Source organism: Cysteiniphilum marinum, from assembly GCF_014857925.1.
GTDB lineage: Bacteria > Pseudomonadota > Gammaproteobacteria > Francisellales > Francisellaceae > Caedibacter > Caedibacter marinus.
Genome location: NZ_JACYVZ010000002.1, coordinates 201,737 through 217,490, shown reverse-complemented (window position 1 = coordinate 217,490; position 15,754 = coordinate 201,737). Strand labels below are relative to the sequence as shown.

At 38.4% G+C, this 15,754-nt stretch carries 14 protein-coding genes and 1 tRNA gene; 11 read left to right on the top strand and 4 right to left on the bottom strand.

The features are described 5' to 3' along the window. Window positions 1-5: 5 nt before the first annotated feature. Together amaB and IE867_RS02190 are read right to left on the bottom strand one after the other, a co-directional pair. Window positions 6-1,496: an L-piperidine-6-carboxylate dehydrogenase gene (gene amaB, locus IE867_RS02195; protein WP_225629924.1), complete on the bottom strand. Its 1,491-nt coding sequence runs from the start codon at window positions 1,494-1,496 to the stop codon at window positions 6-8. A gap of 153 nt (window positions 1,497-1,649) precedes the next feature. After that, window positions 1,650-2,810 carry a saccharopine dehydrogenase family protein gene (locus IE867_RS02190; RefSeq protein ID WP_192483132.1) on the bottom strand — a complete coding sequence of 387 codons (1,161 nt, stop codon included), beginning with the start codon at window positions 2,808-2,810 and terminating at the stop codon, window positions 1,650-1,652. Between the two features lie 283 nt (window positions 2,811-3,093). Between IE867_RS02190 and IE867_RS02185 the strand changes: the two genes are divergently transcribed. From IE867_RS02185 to IE867_RS02165, 5 genes are all read left to right on the top strand, one after another. Continuing rightward, the gene (locus IE867_RS02185) at window positions 3,094-5,199 is read left to right on the top strand and encodes a DNA internalization-related competence protein ComEC/Rec2 (RefSeq protein ID WP_192483131.1); all 2,106 of its coding nucleotides are present in this window, start codon (window positions 3,094-3,096) and stop codon (window positions 5,197-5,199) included. Window positions 5,200-5,417: 218 nt separating this feature from the next. Continuing rightward, window positions 5,418-6,332 (top strand): acyltransferase, encoded by a 915-nt coding sequence (locus IE867_RS02180; protein ID WP_192483130.1) that lies wholly within the window; start codon window positions 5,418-5,420, stop codon window positions 6,330-6,332. A gap of 100 nt (window positions 6,333-6,432) precedes the next feature. Beyond that, a complete protein-coding gene (locus IE867_RS02175; RefSeq protein WP_119327587.1) occupies window positions 6,433-6,612 on the top strand; it encodes a rubredoxin in 180 nt (59 codons plus the stop codon). Between the two features lie 197 nt (window positions 6,613-6,809). Continuing rightward, window positions 6,810-7,511, top strand: coding sequence for a 1-aminocyclopropane-1-carboxylate deaminase (locus tag IE867_RS02170; protein WP_192483129.1), 702 nt, complete (start codon window positions 6,810-6,812; stop codon window positions 7,509-7,511). 221 nt (window positions 7,512-7,732) lie between these two features. After that, window positions 7,733-8,176, top strand: coding sequence for a pilin (locus tag IE867_RS02165; RefSeq protein WP_318779300.1), 444 nt, complete (start codon window positions 7,733-7,735; stop codon window positions 8,174-8,176). Here IE867_RS02165 and IE867_RS02160 read toward each other — a convergent pair. Further along, window positions 8,173-9,546, bottom strand: a complete 1,374-nt coding sequence (locus IE867_RS02160) for an O-antigen ligase family protein (protein WP_192483128.1) — start codon at window positions 9,544-9,546, stop codon at window positions 8,173-8,175. The genes IE867_RS02165 and IE867_RS02160 overlap by 4 nt on opposite strands. Before the next feature lie 93 nt (window positions 9,547-9,639). After that, on the bottom strand, window positions 9,640-10,128 hold the full coding sequence (locus tag IE867_RS02155) for a DUF2062 domain-containing protein (RefSeq protein ID WP_192483127.1): 489 nt from the start codon (window positions 10,126-10,128) through the stop codon (window positions 9,640-9,642). Between the two features lie 240 nt (window positions 10,129-10,368). On the opposite strand from IE867_RS02155, the gene aroK reads away from it, so the two are divergent. From aroK to rng, 6 genes are all read left to right on the top strand, one after another. Beyond that, window positions 10,369-10,893 carry a shikimate kinase AroK gene (aroK, locus tag IE867_RS02150; protein WP_192483126.1) on the top strand — a complete coding sequence of 175 codons (525 nt, stop codon included), beginning with the start codon at window positions 10,369-10,371 and terminating at the stop codon, window positions 10,891-10,893. Beyond that, window positions 10,890-11,978: a 3-dehydroquinate synthase gene (gene aroB, locus IE867_RS02145; RefSeq protein WP_192483125.1), complete on the top strand. Its 1,089-nt coding sequence runs from the start codon at window positions 10,890-10,892 to the stop codon at window positions 11,976-11,978. The genes aroK and aroB overlap by 4 nt, the downstream gene beginning before the upstream one ends. A 129-nt stretch (window positions 11,979-12,107) precedes the next feature. Then, window positions 12,108-12,194, top strand: a tRNA-Leu gene (locus IE867_RS02140). 109 nt (window positions 12,195-12,303) lie between these two features. Then, on the top strand, window positions 12,304-13,302 hold the full coding sequence (locus IE867_RS02135) for a RelA/SpoT domain-containing protein (RefSeq protein WP_192483124.1): 999 nt from the start codon (window positions 12,304-12,306) through the stop codon (window positions 13,300-13,302). A gap of 104 nt (window positions 13,303-13,406) precedes the next feature. Next, window positions 13,407-14,168 (top strand): class I SAM-dependent methyltransferase, encoded by a 762-nt coding sequence (locus IE867_RS02130; RefSeq protein ID WP_192483123.1) that lies wholly within the window; start codon window positions 13,407-13,409, stop codon window positions 14,166-14,168. Between the two features lie 97 nt (window positions 14,169-14,265). Continuing rightward, window positions 14,266-15,744, top strand: coding sequence for a ribonuclease G (gene rng / locus IE867_RS02125; protein WP_225629934.1), 1,479 nt, complete (start codon window positions 14,266-14,268; stop codon window positions 15,742-15,744). Window positions 15,745-15,754 lie beyond the last annotated feature (10 nt).

Genomic DNA, 15,754 nt, shown 5'->3' with positions numbered 1-15,754 from the left:
TTCTCCTACTCTGTAAGTGAAAATTTGATTCCTTGTGCAAGGGGTAAGTCCTTGCTCCAATTCATGGTAACGGTTTGACGACGCATGTAGGCTTTCCATGCGTCAGATCCAGCTTCACGCCCGCCACCGGTGTGTTTCTCGCCACCAAAAGCGCCACCAATTTCAGCGCCCGATGTGCCAATATTGACATTGGCAATACCACAATCACTGCCGGCATATGATAAAAATTGCTCAGAATGGTCAATACGTTGTGTGAAAATGGCAGATGATAAGCCATGATCCACTTGATTATTAATTTTAATTGCGTGCTCAATATCATCAAATGGCATCACAAATAAAATAGGGCAGAAGTTTTCTTGGTTAACAATATCCCAGTCAGGTTGAGCTTCGATAACTGTTGGCTCGACATAGTTGCCTGGCTTATTAATCACATTGCCACCAAAAAGGATATTACCACCTAACTCTTTAGCGCGAGCAACTGCTTTTTGATAAATCCCAACAAGATTTTGATCAATCAAAGGGCCCATAAGGTTGTTAGTATCTAGTGGATCACCAACAGTGATTTGCTTGTAAGCATTTTGTAGGCGTTTAATAACATCTTGATAGATGCTCTTGTGCACAAGTAAACGACGGAGTGAAGTACAGCGTTGACCCGCTGTACCAACTGCACCAAAGACAACGGCAGGAATTGCTAATTTTAAATCAGCAGACTCATCAATGATTGCGGCATTGTTACCACCTAATTCAAGCAGTGATTTACCAAAGCGCTTGGCAACACTTGCACCAACCTCGCGTCCCACGGCAGTTGAACCTGTGAAAGACATTAGTGCTATGCGCTCATCAGCAACCAGTGCTTTAGAAACATCAACACTCTTTGAAACCACAGAAGTAAAAACATTTGGGAAGTTATGTGCTTTGGTCACGCGATCACAAATTTCTTGAATTGCTAAGGCACAAAGTGGTGTTTTTGGCGATGGATTCCAAACAACTGTATTACCACAAATTGCGGCAATAAAGGCATTCCATGACCAAACAGCAACAGGGAAGTTATACGCTGAGATCACACCGACAACACCAAGCGGGTGCCATTGTTCAAACATGCGATGATCTGGGCGCTCTGAATGCATTGATTTGCCATACAGCATGCGTGCTTGACCAACGGCAAAATCCGCCATATCAATCATCTCTTGAACTTCACCGTCACCTTCTTGCTTGGATTTACCCATTTCAAGGGATACAAGACTGCCTAATTGGTCTTTATGCTTTCTTAGCTCTTCACCAATTAAACGTACTAGTTCTGCGCGTTGTGGCGCTGGGATCTTGCGCCACTTAATGAAAGCATCTTGCGCTTCACTAATTGTTTGCTGCAGGTGTGAAACACCTAAGCTTGGCACCTTAGCCAATAGTTTATTATTGGCAGGGTTAAAGCTTTCAATATATTCACCAGTGTTGTGCTTGGCAGCGTATTGGCTTAGTTGTTCTGTGTAGCTTGTCATGCAAGTCATTGTATTATGTTCTCCGTTGATTTAATTTAGGTCATTTAGTAATAGTGTATAAATAAGTTGCATTAGCTAGTACCTCTTTCCTTGTGCGATCGCTCTGTAAGGGTGAGAGGTAATTAACATTCAATTTATTCTTGGCTCATTACTTTAGATATATTCTCTTTTACTTGGATTAGTACCAAGCTCAGGCTTTGGGTTGTCAGCGCAGTTATCCAAAAAATTATAGCGATAGTAATGCCCAAAGCGATTATCCATCATTTGTGCTAAGGTAATATCTTCTTGCTTAGCAAAACCTGCTTTAAAATGCGCTTGTTTTAATGCAAGGTCAATAGTGACACATAGACCGCAGGCTGTTGTTAATTGCAGTGCGCTCCACTGTTGTCCAAAGGCTTCTTGTGAGTGGTATTTCTTAGCAAAATGACGTTCACTATAAACGCCATTAATTGTACCTTCAACAGAGACATAGACCAAGACAACATCGTCTTCAACGCGTGGAATGGCATTGTTGAATATCTCACATAAAAGCGCTTGCTTGTCTTTAAGCTTAAGATCGTTAATTAGAAAGCGTAATTTCTCACAGTGTCCTGGGTAACGCACACTTTTGTAGTTGATATTACGTACCTTGCCCTTATAGGTGTCTTTGAGTGAGCCAATACCGCCTGAGGTATTAAATGCTTCATACGTTAGCCCATCAATTTTAATTGTCTCAAGATCATCAAGTGGATCGATCGTGACATTTTTGAAATCTTCAATCGCTTCACATGGCTTGACATATTCATTTATCAAGCCTTCGGTTGACCAAGTCAGTGCATATTGCAGTGGATGACTGATATTAACAGGTAACGCACCTACACGCATCTTGACCGTTTCAGCTTCATCAAAAAGCTTAACAAGATCATTCGTAACAACACTTATAAAGCCAGGAGCCAATCCGCATTGCGGGGCAAAAACTTTGTCACTATTTTGTGAAAGTATCTCAACATATTTTGTTGTTTCAACATCTTCAGTTAGATCAAAATAGTTAGTATCACAAGCTTTCGCCATTTCAGCTACTTTTTTGGTTAAAAAGTAAGGCAAAGCTGCGGCTAGTGCCGTGATGTTGTGCTCTTTGATATATGCTTTAACATTGTCTTCCTTCATAATGTCTAATACGCAGTGCGTTAGATTGTGAGCGTGCTTACCAAGGGTTAAAGGCTTTCTATCAGCTTGAATATCAGCAATATGCACATGATAGTCACCACTTGATGCAAGCATTGCACCTGTAAGTAAACCTACTCTACCACTGCCAAATATAAGTATATTGATCATTAGAATCCTCCTTTTACTTTCTTTCACTTTTTTTACTTCGTTTATTTACGTTGCTTATCTTAATTTTAAAGATAGGCATGTTTTCATGCTTTTTAGTTAATAAGTTTCATTTGAGCGCATCCTTTTCGCTGAAATAGTTATTAATGATACCTAAATAATGGAGTTATTTTACATATTGATAGTATTGTTGCAATCAAAATTCAGCAAAATTTAACACGCTTTTTTCGTAAAAGCGCTATATCTTCACTATGCTAAGAACATTGTTTGTTATTTGAACTTTTTTATGCGTAGAGACTTGGGGCTTTCTTTAATCATTCTGTTGTTATTGCTTATCGCAATGCATGGGTTTTGGGTGCTTTATGGATATACGCAGAAGTATCCTGAGAATCAGTTAAATAAAAAAATTGTGATCGAAGGTGTTGTTGCTAGTTTGGTTGATCGTGATAAGGCGGTTAGCAAGTTTCTATTTGCGACAAAGGACGGTTTGATTCGCTTGAGTGTTTATCCAAATAAAAATTTACGGCCATGGCAGTTAACGCCAGGTTCGCGTTGGCGCTTGCATGCTAAGTTGCAAATGGCAAAAGGCTTTAGTAATCCAGGGGTTTTTAACTATGCCAATTGGCTTAAACGTCAGCAAGTTAAGGCGGTGGGTTATGTCAATACAACTGAAAAAGCACAATTTCGCGGGATAGATTATCGCTATTTTGTTGAGCGCTTGCGTTATCGGATTGAACGCATACTGCAAAAAGCCATTAAAAACATACAGTTACGGGCACTAGCCAGTGCCTTATTAATTGGCAATAAAAATGAACTTACGCTTGATGATAAGCGCCTTTTTCAGCAAACAGGTACATCTCACTTGATTGCAATATCAGGACTTCATATTGGTATGATTGCATTATTTGCTTTTTGTTTGTTACGAGCTTTATGGTCATGCTCAGTGCGTTTATGTCAGTGGTTGCCAGCGCAAAAGGCAGGGTTGATTGCTGCTGCTATCAGTGCCTTTGGTTATAGTCTTTTAGCCGGTTTTGCGATTCCTACGGAGCGCGCTTTTATCATGGTGCTTGTTTTTTCTATTGGGCTTTTTATTAATCGCAAGATCAATAGCTTTTATTTATTACTTATGGCAGGCGTTATTATCGCGCTATGGCAGCCTTTATCGTTATTTGAACCTGGATTTTGGCTGTCGTTTATGGCAGTTTTCTTTTTGATTGTCATTAATCGCAGCTTATTATCACTCACTAAATTTAAGCGTTATCTTTTGATTCAATTATTATTAATGATTCTATTAATTCCACTGACTATTTTCTGGTTTCAGGGTTTTAGTATGGTTGGCGTTATTGCTAATCTAGTTGCAATTCCGTGGGTGAGCTTTTTAGTGGTGCCGAGTTTGTTTATTAACCTAGTGTTATCATTATTCGGTATAAATCTCTGGTTTATTAGCGCTTATTTGATTAAGTTTTTGGTGCTATGGCTTAACCTTCTACCTGTTGAGATGTTGTTCTTTTATTGGCATAGCATCTCAATGTTAGCAGTTATTGGCGCAGTTATTGGCTTAACTTTGCTACTTTTTCCTTTGCCATGGTATTTACGTGTATTAAGTATTGCACTCTTTCTGCCAGTTTTTCAAAAAGAACGCTTGTCTTCAGATGTGGTTTTTAAAATGACCGTGCTTGATGTTGGACAAGGGATGGCAATTGTGATTCAAACGCCAGAAACCGTTGTTGTCTATGACACCGCAGGTGGCAATGGTAAGAAATTTATTATCGCTAAACACACCCTTATTCCTTACCTTAAACATCAAGGTATCAATCATATTGACACACTTATCATCAGCCACAAAGATAAAGATCACAGCGGTGGTTTGGAGCATGTGCTTAATGAATTTACAGTCACTAGAGTATTTAGTAATGAGAAAATAGGCAAAGTAGATGCAAAAATTTGTCAAGAGGGTTTACAGTGGCAAGTTCATGGTGTCAGGTTTCAATTTCTGACTGTCAATCACCTTAAAGGTAACAATGGTTCTTGTGTGTTAAAGGTAAGTTTTAATAATCAATCCGTTTTGTTAACGGGGGATATTTACAAAACAGCTGAACGTCATCTACTTAATAACCATCGTACATTACTGCCATCAACGATTTTGCTTGCACCGCACCATGGTAGCTCAAGTTCGTCATCTAAAGACTTTATTGAAGTGGTGAGTCCAAAATATGTGATTTTTAGCAGTGGTAAGCATGATGGCTTTAAACACCCACACAGTGAAGTGGTGCAAAATTATCAAGCTGCAAATATAAAAATATTAAATACCGCACAAAATGGTGCAATCACGGCTATATTTAAAGATAATGGCGAGCTAGTGATAGAAACAAATAAAACTGAAGAAGAATAAATAATTGGAGTTACGCATTTTTTAAAAAACTATGATTTAGAAACACCCCGTCAGTCTGCGACTGCCACCCCTCTTGCAAAGAGGGGAATTGGGCAATGGTGATTTTATATTCCTCTCTTAGAAAGAGGGGTGCCGAACTTGTGAGGCGGGGTGTTGAAATAGAAAAAATGTGGGGCTCCAGATAAAACAAAACTAAAATAAAAAACTGGAGAGTAGGTGTGAAAAGAATATGGCATATTGCAGTTGGGGTTGTGCTGTTGCTATTGTTGATCATTAATACGATTATTTTTGGGGTCCCGGTGATTATATTGTCATTGTTGAAATTAATTCCGCAAAAGGCATGGCAAAATACGGTGGGAAAAGTGTTAATGTTCTTGGCAACGTCATGGATGACAATTAATAACAAAGTCAGTTTATGTCTTTTGCCAACAAAATATATTGTCAGTGGTTATCAAGATTTTAGTATGTGTCGTTCGTATTTGATTTTAAGCAATCATCAAAGCTGGCTTGATATTGTCGTATTGCAACAAGTGTTTTTAAATAAAATTCCCTTTGCTAAGTTCTTTATGAAAAAAGAGCTTATCTATGTGCCAATCATTGGCATTGCCTGCTGGGCATTGGATTTCCCGTTAATGAAACGTTATTCAAAACACTATCTTAAAAAACATCCTGAGAAAAAAGGTCAAGACTTGCTTGAGACAAGGCGTGCTTGTCAGCGCTTTAAAAATCGCCATGTATCGGTTGTTAACTTTGTTGAGGGTACGCGTTTTACCCCGCAAAAGCATGTCAAAGGTGGCAAGCAATTTAAGCATTTATTACAACCTAAAGCTGGAGGTGTCGCACTTGCTTTAGATGTCTTGGGTGATAAGATCAAAGGGGTTTTAAATGTGACGATTGTTTACCCTGAAAATCGCCCAAGTTTTTGGGACTTTTTATGTGGTGTTATTAATGAAGTGCATATTCATATTGAACTGATTGAGCCAAAGGATATTCCGTATCAAAATTATTATCAAGATGATGCAGCAAAGAAGGACTTTCAAGCGTGGATTAATGAGTTATGGCAGCAAAATGATGTCATGATGAGCAAAATATTAGAAGATAAATCACTTAACATTGACCAGACAAAACAGTAATATGTGCGCCATAATTTGGACGAACCTGCTATTATAAGGTGTCAGAATGTTAATCAGTGAGCCAAAGAGCCAAGAAAAAAATCAAGAAAAGAGTCAAGAAATGTCAGAGTTAGAATACAAAAGATATATGTGTGTGGTTTGTGGTTGGATTTACGATGAGGCAGAAGGCTGGCCAGAAGATGGTATCCATCCAGGCACCAAGTGGGAAGATGTTCCTGATGACTTTGAGTGTCCTGACTGTGGCGTCGGTAAAGAAGACTTTGAGATGATGGAGATCTGATCATTATCCATTTCAATAAGCCAATCTTCGAGGAAGTCGAGGTTGATGGCTTAGCATTTATTATTAAACGCGATGATTTAATTCATCCGCTGTTCTCAGGTAATAAGGCTTATAAGCTTTATTGGCTTATCAAATATATCAAGCGTAACCCACACATCAACAAGATCGTATCCTTTGGTGGTGCGCAATCCAATTACATGTTGGCAGTAGCGCAATTTTGTGCTTTGCATGAATTGTCATTCGACTATTGGTTAAAACCACTGCCTAAGACACTGAGAAGTATGCCCTTTGGCAATTATAAAGCGGCATTGTCACTAGGAATGAAGACACATATTGTTGATCAAGCATTAACTTTGGCACATGTCAAAAGTCATTATAAAGAAGATCCAGATACCTTGTTTTTAGCTCAAGGTGGTGCAGATAGAGGTGCTGAGGAAGGATTAAGACTATGTGCCAAGGAAATTAATGATTATCTTAAATCACGCAACATAAGCCAAGCGAGTATTGTCATTGCTTCCGGTACGGGGGTGAGCGCATTATATTTACAGCAATATATCGAGCAGGCTTATCAAATTTATACCGTACCTTGTGTTGGGGATAAGGATTATTTATATGAGCAGATGAATGAATTATCTCAAGGAAAATGGCGTTTACCAACAATATTATCATCCTTAAAGAAGTATCATTTCGGGACTTGCTATCCTGAGCATTTGGCAATGTATGATAAACTTAAGGAACAAACAGGCATTGAGTTTGATCTATTGTATGACCCATTAACATGGCAAGTGATGCTCGAGTCTTATCATGAGTTACCTCAACCTATTATCTATTTGCACTGTGGAGGTGTCAGTGGTAATGAGAGTATGCTTAAACGCTATGATCGATTGTCTGTGCAATAATTAGGCTGTTGTTGTTAATGGCTTATGGCTAATCTCGCACATTAGATTAGCTTATTTCGTTTTTTGCTAACTTAAACCTAAAAAACACTATTTTTTTCGATAACGTACTTGCACAAAAAGCAACTGTGAGCTAGCTTTCTAATACAAAAAGCTCAAGCGTTTATTGTGCCCCCCCAACCAACATAAAAGAAAAAAGATAAAAATTAAAGAGGAGAATAGTTATGGACATTAAGCAAATTAAAAAAATGAGAAAACAAAAAGGTTTCTCGTTAATTGAATTATTAATTGTGATTGCGATTATTGCGATTTTAACCGCCATTGCGATTCCAATGTATACCAGTTATACAGAGCGTGCAAGATTATCTGAAGCGTATTCTTTCCTAGGATCTGATAAAACATATGTGGCTGAACAGATTAATACAAATGGAGGAACGTTGCCTACAACCTTTACAACAGGTGGAAGTGATAAAGACGGTAAGTATGGATCTGTAGCATTGGCTTCAGGTACTGGCGTAATTACATATACTTTCAATAGCGAAGCAGGCACAGTTTTAAGTGGAAGCACTGTTTCATTAACCCCAGTTCCAGCTTCAAATGGTGTAACGTGGACTTGTGCAACGACTGTTGATAGTGCAACTGTGGCAGATGTTTGTGCTGAGTTCTAAATAGCCGTTTGGTATAAAAACGGTATTATAAATAATAAAATAATCAATATAAAACAAAGTGCCATCAATACTAGATGGCATTTTTTTTGCGTGTTATTTTTATTTTTTTGATGATCTTTCATAAGCTTTTGCATAAAGGAGAGTAACAGCCCCATGGCAAAGACTAAGCTAAATTGGCTTAATTGTAATTTGAAGAGATTACTGACCAATGCATGGGTCATCCCTGCCAACACACTCGCAAAGGCAACAAAATATAAAGCCGACTGTTTATAGCTTTGCATATATTCACATGCGCGACGAAAAGCACGCAAACCCACGAGTAGAAAACACATCAGTCCAATAACGCCCCATTGGCAGGCAATGGTTAGGATAATATTATGCGGATAGTCTTTTAGATAATATAGCGCGTTTAACTCACCGACACCAAGTAGTGGGTGGTGTGCTGCTAATGCTAATGATTTCGCCCATAAGCTCCAGCGATCTTGATTGGCAAAAATATTGCGTGCGAGTACCGTTTCACCACCAACAATATTTTGAACCAAATAAAACAGTAGGGCACCAATAATAACTGCCAAGACTTGCCAACCAAGAAAACGTATCAGTATTTTATGATTTAAAACACCAAGCACAATCGTGATAATAATATACTCGAGAATTAAAGCACGTGAGCTATGTGCGATAATAACAAGCCACAGAGACGCCATGGCAATGAAGCTTAATACTTTAAATGCACGACTATAATTGTGACTTAATAACGGCAAGCATAAAATGGGCAAAAACCAACTGGCAAAATGATCAAAAAATCGCGGATTAGCAAAGTTAAATTGACGCAAAAAAAACTCAGGAAAGTTAAATTGTGCGATTTTTGGTGGGAAATAAAAGTGCGCCAGTAACACATTGAGTATAAGCACAAACAAGTAGCTAATAGCGCAAACAATCACAGCGCCAATAAGCCAGCGAACATGATCTGGAAATCGACTAAAGTAATGCGCTAAGAATAGCACACTCAGTAGTAGTGTGATATCGATTGATATGCCTTTAAAGGCAGTTGCTGGATGAAACGCCAAGCTTGCTGAGATAATGCCAATGCAAAAGAACAATATGATCAGACTTTTGATCCAAGTGGAAAGCGCATTAAATGTGGCTAAAATGCCATTTCGTGCGTCACGACTTGCGGTAAATAAAATCAAAATTACAATCCAACAAAAAAGTGCGGTAATCCCACGCCAAACATAGAGCATTAATGTGTTTTCCATTGAGATTTTCATCATGCCAATCGGATTCCAAAAGACCATAATGAGTCCAATAAGCATCACACCATAGATAAAATGCTCAGTGTTATTGGATGAAAGAAACTTTTTGTTTAGCATATTGTATATTTCCTGTCTTATATCCTTATTTGTTGTTATTTCTAATCCATTACCTAAGTGTACCCTTCGACTTACGCTCAGGGTACGGTTACTTTAATTATGTTTATTATTTTTGGCTTTAAACAAAGCAAATCCAAACCAACTAATGCTTGCCAATATGACTCCAAGGATCAAGCCGATAATCACGCATCCGGTAATTAACGGTGTAAAAATACTATGAATATGCGTAATCATCTGATGCCACGCAAAGTTATCCTCATGAAACAGTGGTGTCTTGCCTAGAATGAAACAGCCAAATAGATAGGCACCATACATCATCGGCAGCATAGTGATTGGGTTGCTGATCCATACTAATGCAACGGCAATAATCAAGTTAGCACGCAAAAAAAGTGCCAAAATGGCAGCAGGCACCATTTGAAATGGCATTGGCATCATACACATAAAACCACCAATAACGCAGGCTTTGCTGACACTGCTTTTATCAAATTGCCATAAGAAATTATGGTGCATGTGTTTGTGTAAAAAGCGCAACCATTTATGTTCTTTCAATTCCTCTTTGCTAGGCAGCCATTTGCGCTTCACGATTTCTTTCCAGTACTAATAACCTTTAGAAATCATAGCAAAAAGTGATGATAAAAGCTGTTGAGCACTGGCAAAAAAATAAAAAATCTATCAGCCATAGCAAGATGTCTTTAGTGCAAAAGATCTTGCTTAAAATGACTTTTTTGTGTATTTTGTTTTGGTTTTTTGAAGTGGATCATGCAAAGTTATGATCGTGTTGTGGGTCTATGTGTTAAACATATTAACGTAATGTAGAGAAAAATGATTATTACTCAAAATGTTTTCTTGATTGGGCCAGTTGGTGCTGGCAAGAGTACAATAGGTCGTCAATTAGCAAGTGAGCTTAAGCTTGACTTTGTCGATTCAGATCGTGAGATTGAGCAACGTTGTGGCGTTGATATTGATTGGATTTTTGATATTGAGGGCGAAGACGGTTTTAGAAAAAGAGAGCAAGAAGTGCTCGGTGATTTAGCAACTCGTCAAGGTATTGTTTTGGCTACTGGTGGTGGTGCGATTATTTTGCCTGAGAACAGAACGCTGTTGTCATCGCGTGGCAAAGTGGTTTATTTACAAGCCTCAATTGAGCAACAATTAGAACGTACAGCCAAAGATAAAAAGCGTCCATTATTACAAGTCGATGATAAGGAAGCACAACTGAAAAAATTAATGGCAGAGCGTGAACCATTATATCGAGAGATTGCCGATATTACCATTGAGACAAGTGAAACGACTGTGCGCAATGTGGTGCAAAAAATCACCAATCTATTAATGGAAGAGGCGGTGTGATCACCGAGGTTCTCGTTTCCCCAAAGGGTAAGTCAAGTTACCCTGTTATGATTTCGCCTGATATTAACTTTACGAAGCTTATTCCCTATATCAAAAACAAAGAAGTACTGATTGTCACTAATGTCACAATTGCTAATTTGTATTTATCACAATTGGATGAAGTCATTAAAGGTGAATGTTTTAAATATGCGCATTGTATTTTAGCCGATGGTGAAGCGCATAAAAACAGTGATTCTTTAAATGTGATCTATCAACATTTGCTTGAGCGTAATTACACGCGTAACTGCGTGCTTATCGCATTAGGTGGTGGTGTTATCGGTGATATTACAGGCTTTGCAGCGGCTACCTATCAGCGTGGTACCAATGTGATTCAGATTCCAACGACTTTATTGTCACAAGTAGATTCGTCTGTAGGCGGTAAAACAGCGATTAATCACCCATTGGGTAAGAATATGATTGGTGCTTTTTTCCAACCACAATTGGTGATGACATCAACACAATTTTTAAAAACTTTACCTCAACGTGAATTTGCCGCAGGCATGGCAGAAGTGATTAAATATGGTTGTATTATTGATGCGGATTTCTTTGCATGGCTTGAGCAAAATACTCAGTTATTAATAGCGCATGATCCAAATGCATTAATCTATGCCATTGCTAAAAGCTGCGAACTTAAAGCGTATGTGGTCAGTCTTGATGAAGAAGAAAGAACGGGTGTGCGCGCACTTTTAAATCTTGGGCACACCTTTGGACATGCCATTGAGTGTTGTCAAAACTATCAAGGGTTGAAGCATGGTGAAGCGGTTGCTATTGGCATGGTAATGGCTGCCGAGTTATCACAAACTTTAGAATTTGTTGATGAATCAGTTGTTAAAAGAATACGCGCACTACTTCAATGCTTCTCATTGCCAGTGGTGTTACCAAAAGGATTGAGTCAGACACAGTTTATCGCAGCAATGTTGCGTGATAAGAAAAATACCACAGCAGGTATTACACTTATTTTGTTAGATGCGATTGGTCAGGCAAAAGTAGATAAATCAATTTCAGAAAATTATTTATCAGACTTTCTTTCAAGCTATTTTGATTAAGCTTATCTTGATTCATCATAAATTATTATAAAAGCTTAAATAGTGTTTGACATCAGATGTCCTTTAGCTAGAATAGCACCTGTTCTCGCGATACGAGAAGTTCAATTTATCATTCACACAAGTTTGTGTGCCAGAGTGGCGAAATTGGTAGACGCAGTGGATTCAAAATCCACCGGTGGCAACACTGTGCCGGTTCGAGTCCGGCCTCTGGTACCAAAGATTTTCTAAATTAAAATGCTGAATATCTATTATGCCGTTAGACTATTTGTTATTTACTGTCATAATGGCTGAAAGAATTTTATATTATCAGTAAAGTCAGGATGTTATGGTTACAGATGAACAAACAATCTCAAAAAGCCAAGCTGATAAGGCAGGAAAAATCCTTAGAGATCATGTAACAGATGAAGCTTTACAAGCACTATCTAACTGGAGGGCAATGCATGCACAGCCACTAAGTGTTGCCTATAAACTTCTGAAACATAAAGCTAAGGCTTTGGATAAAGGTGCTATTTTGAGTCAAAGACTTAAACGAACGCCTTCGATTACTGCAAAGCTGCAGCGCTACTTGAAAATGCAACTCAGTAGAATGCAAGATATAGGTGGTTGTCGATGTGTCTTAGCAAATAAAGAACAAGTATTAGTGCTTGCTAAGGAACTTGTAAAAAAGGTAATGAAAGTTGAGAAGAACTACTTTGACTCGCCAAAGAAATCAGGTTATAGAAGTCTGCACTTAAGCTATAAATATAATCCAACAAAAGAAGAAAATGCTAAATATAAAGGTTTGACGGTAGAGGTTCAATTAAGAACAAAGGTGCAGCATGCTTGGGCAACTGCTGTGGAAATTGTAGGACTTTTTAATCGAGAGATGTTAAAAGCAAGTGCAGGTAATGAAAAATGGTTAGAGTTTTTTGCTCGAGTATCAGATGAGTTTGCCAAAATGGAGCAATTGCCTTCTACGGGATTGTTTGGTGATGATAATGTTGATCAAATAATTAAACTTGACAATGAACTTAATGCACTAGCTACTTTATCAAAATATAGAGTAACAACACAATTTATAGACAAAAAAGCACCAAGTATTGGCGAGTATTATTTACTTATTTTGCAAGATCAAGAAATTAAAATTCAGCCTTTTACAAAAAATGGTTATCAAAGGGCAGTTGAAACTTATTTAGCTCTTGAGAAACAATTTAATGATGATCGAAACACAGATATTGTTTTAATTAATGCGCAACCTCTGAAGGAGCTTAAGAAAGCTTATCCAAATTACTTTGCCGATAGCCATGAGTTTATTAGGCTGGCAAAGCAAACCATCAAAAGGTGAAGGTTGTTGGGCTAAATCTTATAAGGAAGTTTGCTTGTCATTTTTGACGAATCTTATGTTATTCATAATAATGAAACCTCAGACGGTCAATTGAGGATAAAACAATGACAACACAATGGGATGTTAAGCGTTATACAACACAACATAATTTTGTTACTAACTATGGTTATGAAGTGGTTGAGTTACTGGCGCCTCAACAAAATGAAGTCATATTAGACTTAGGCTGTGGCAATGGTGAGTTAAGTCATGAAATTTCCAAAAGAAGTCACAAGGTCTATGGTGTTGATTTTGCGCAGTCAATGGTTGATCAGGCAAATAAAGATTATCCACATGTTGAGTTTACACAGCACAATGCCGAACTAGCTTTTCCTTTTGCTAAGGAAAGTTTTGATGCTGTTTTTTCTAATGCAGCCCTTCACTGGATGCACAATGCCGATGCGGTGATTAAAAATATCAACGAAGTGCTAAAACCCAATGGACGCTTTGTTTTTGAGATGGGTGGTAAAGGCAATGTTAATAACGTGCTGACTGCGATTGAGGCCGCAGCTAAGTCATATGGCGTAACAAAGTTCAGTGCTTTTAATTTCTATCCATCAATTGCTGAATATGCGACATTACTTGAAAATAACGGTTTTCGTGTGAGTTTTGCTGTTCATTTTGATCGTCCAACCTTACTGCAAACGGATGAGGGATTACGCAATTGGGTGAAGATGTTTCGCAATGATGTCTTAAGTCAGATTTCAGATGATAGTCATGAAGATTATTTAAGTGAGGTTGAATCGTTGGCAAAAGGCACACAATATCAAGATGGTCAGTGGTATGCTGATTATGTGCGCTTACGTATGGTTGCAATCAAAGTTAAGTAGTAAACTCTCAAAAACACCGTAAAAACTACTGCTGCAGCGAGTTAAATCCAGTAAACTGTTTTATGAATAAATTATTTGGATTTTGGTAGTGGCTGTTATGATAAAAGCAGAGATTTTAATGAATATAGCAGCACACGAAAAGCGGGTTGCCGTAATTGAAAATGGTGTGTTGCAGGAAGTGCATTTCGAGCGTGAGAATCAGCGCGGTATTGTTGGTAATATTTATAAAGGGAAAATCACACGTGTTTTACCTGGAATGCAGGCTGCATTTGTTGATATAGGACTTGAACGTTCGGGATTTTTGCATGTTTCGGATGTTATGCCTATTGCCTCAGATGAAAGCGCTGGCATTGATTTAAACAGCAAAGAAGCTGATGTGCGTCATTGGTTGAGAGAAGGGCAGAGCATCTTGGTGCAAGTGCTTAAAGATCCATTAGGCAGCAAGGGTGCACGCTTAAGTGCGCATTTGTCATTAGCATCGCGCTATTTAGTACATATGCCAGACTTAGACCATATTGGTATCTCTTTGCGCATTGAATCTGAGGAGGAGCGTGATCGATTACAACAAGTGATGAAAGAAGCAATTGGTTCGGACTACCCACGCGGGTTTATCATTCGCACGGTTGCCGAAAGTTTATCCTCTGAGGAGCTTAGAAAAGATATTAATTTCTTGCAAAACTTATGGCAAGACGTCGTTGATTCAGCCAGTACCGTGACAAAGCCGGGCGTTGTTTATCAAGATTTAAGTCTTGTTATGCGTGCGTTAAGAGACTTTGCTAATGATAAGGTTGAGCGCATTCGCATTGATAATATTGATATGTATAGTGAGTTATGCCGCTTTAGTGATAAATTTGTGCCTGGTGTGCGTGAGAAATTGGAGTTATATAGCTCAAACACGCCAATCTTTGACATGTATGGTGTTGAAGAAGAGTTATCACGAGCGCTTGAGCGTAAAGTGCCATTAAAGTCTGGTGGGCACATTGTTATTGATCAAACAGAAGCCATGACAACGATTGATGTCAATACCGGTGGTTATGTTGGGATGGTCAATCTTGAAGAGACAATTTTTAAAACTAATTTAGAGGCTGTACGGGTTTTAACAAGGCAGTTAAGATTAAGAAATCTCGGTGGTATTATTATTGTCGATTTTATTGATATGTCAGACGAAGAGCATAAAACACTAGTGCTAGAGGCGCTTGAAAAGGCGTTAGAGCTTGATTATGCGCGCACGACATTTTCACCTTTGTCAGAGCTCGGTTTGGTTGAAATGACGCGCAAACGTACACAGGAAAGCTTGGCACAGTTTTTGTGTGAGCCTTGCCCAATGTGCAAAGGAAAAGGGCGTATTAAATCAGTGCAAAGTATTTGCTATGAGATTTTTCGCGAGATTAATCGTGAGGCAAATGCTTATCAAAGCAATGGCTTTTTGATCGTTGCTGCAAACGCGGTGATTGATGCTTTGCAAAATGATGAATCATTTGGTTTAGGCGAATTAGAAATTATTATTGGTAAACCCGTTAAACTTCAGCCAGAATTAAGCTATGCTCAAGAAATGTATGATATTGTGCTAATGTAGTTATGGACCT

What these genes read in the sequence shown, in the direction of transcription:
- amaB (WP_225629924.1), bottom strand. Translation starts at nt 1,496, where the DNA reads ATGACAAGCTACACAGAACAACTAAGCCAATACGCTGCCAAGCACAAC.
- IE867_RS02190 (WP_192483132.1), bottom strand. Translation starts at nt 2,810, where the DNA reads ATGATCAATATACTTATATTTGGCAGTGGTAGAGTAGGTTTACTTACA.
- IE867_RS02185 (WP_192483131.1), top strand. Translation starts at nt 3,094, where the DNA reads ATGCGTAGAGACTTGGGGCTTTCTTTAATCATTCTGTTGTTATTGCTT.
- IE867_RS02175 (WP_119327587.1), top strand. Translation starts at nt 6,433, where the DNA reads ATGTCAGAGTTAGAATACAAAAGATATATGTGTGTGGTTTGTGGTTGG.
- IE867_RS02170 (WP_192483129.1), top strand. Translation starts at nt 6,810, where the DNA reads ATGTTGGCAGTAGCGCAATTTTGTGCTTTGCATGAATTGTCATTCGAC.
- IE867_RS02165 (WP_318779300.1), top strand. Translation starts at nt 7,733, where the DNA reads ATGGACATTAAGCAAATTAAAAAAATGAGAAAACAAAAAGGTTTCTCG.
- IE867_RS02160 (WP_192483128.1), bottom strand. Translation starts at nt 9,546, where the DNA reads ATGCTAAACAAAAAGTTTCTTTCATCCAATAACACTGAGCATTTTATC.
- aroK (WP_192483126.1), top strand. Translation starts at nt 10,369, where the DNA reads ATGATTATTACTCAAAATGTTTTCTTGATTGGGCCAGTTGGTGCTGGC.
- IE867_RS02135 (WP_192483124.1), top strand. Translation starts at nt 12,304, where the DNA reads ATGGTTACAGATGAACAAACAATCTCAAAAAGCCAAGCTGATAAGGCA.
- IE867_RS02130 (WP_192483123.1), top strand. Translation starts at nt 13,407, where the DNA reads ATGACAACACAATGGGATGTTAAGCGTTATACAACACAACATAATTTT.
- rng (WP_225629934.1), top strand. Translation starts at nt 14,266, where the DNA reads ATGATAAAAGCAGAGATTTTAATGAATATAGCAGCACACGAAAAGCGG.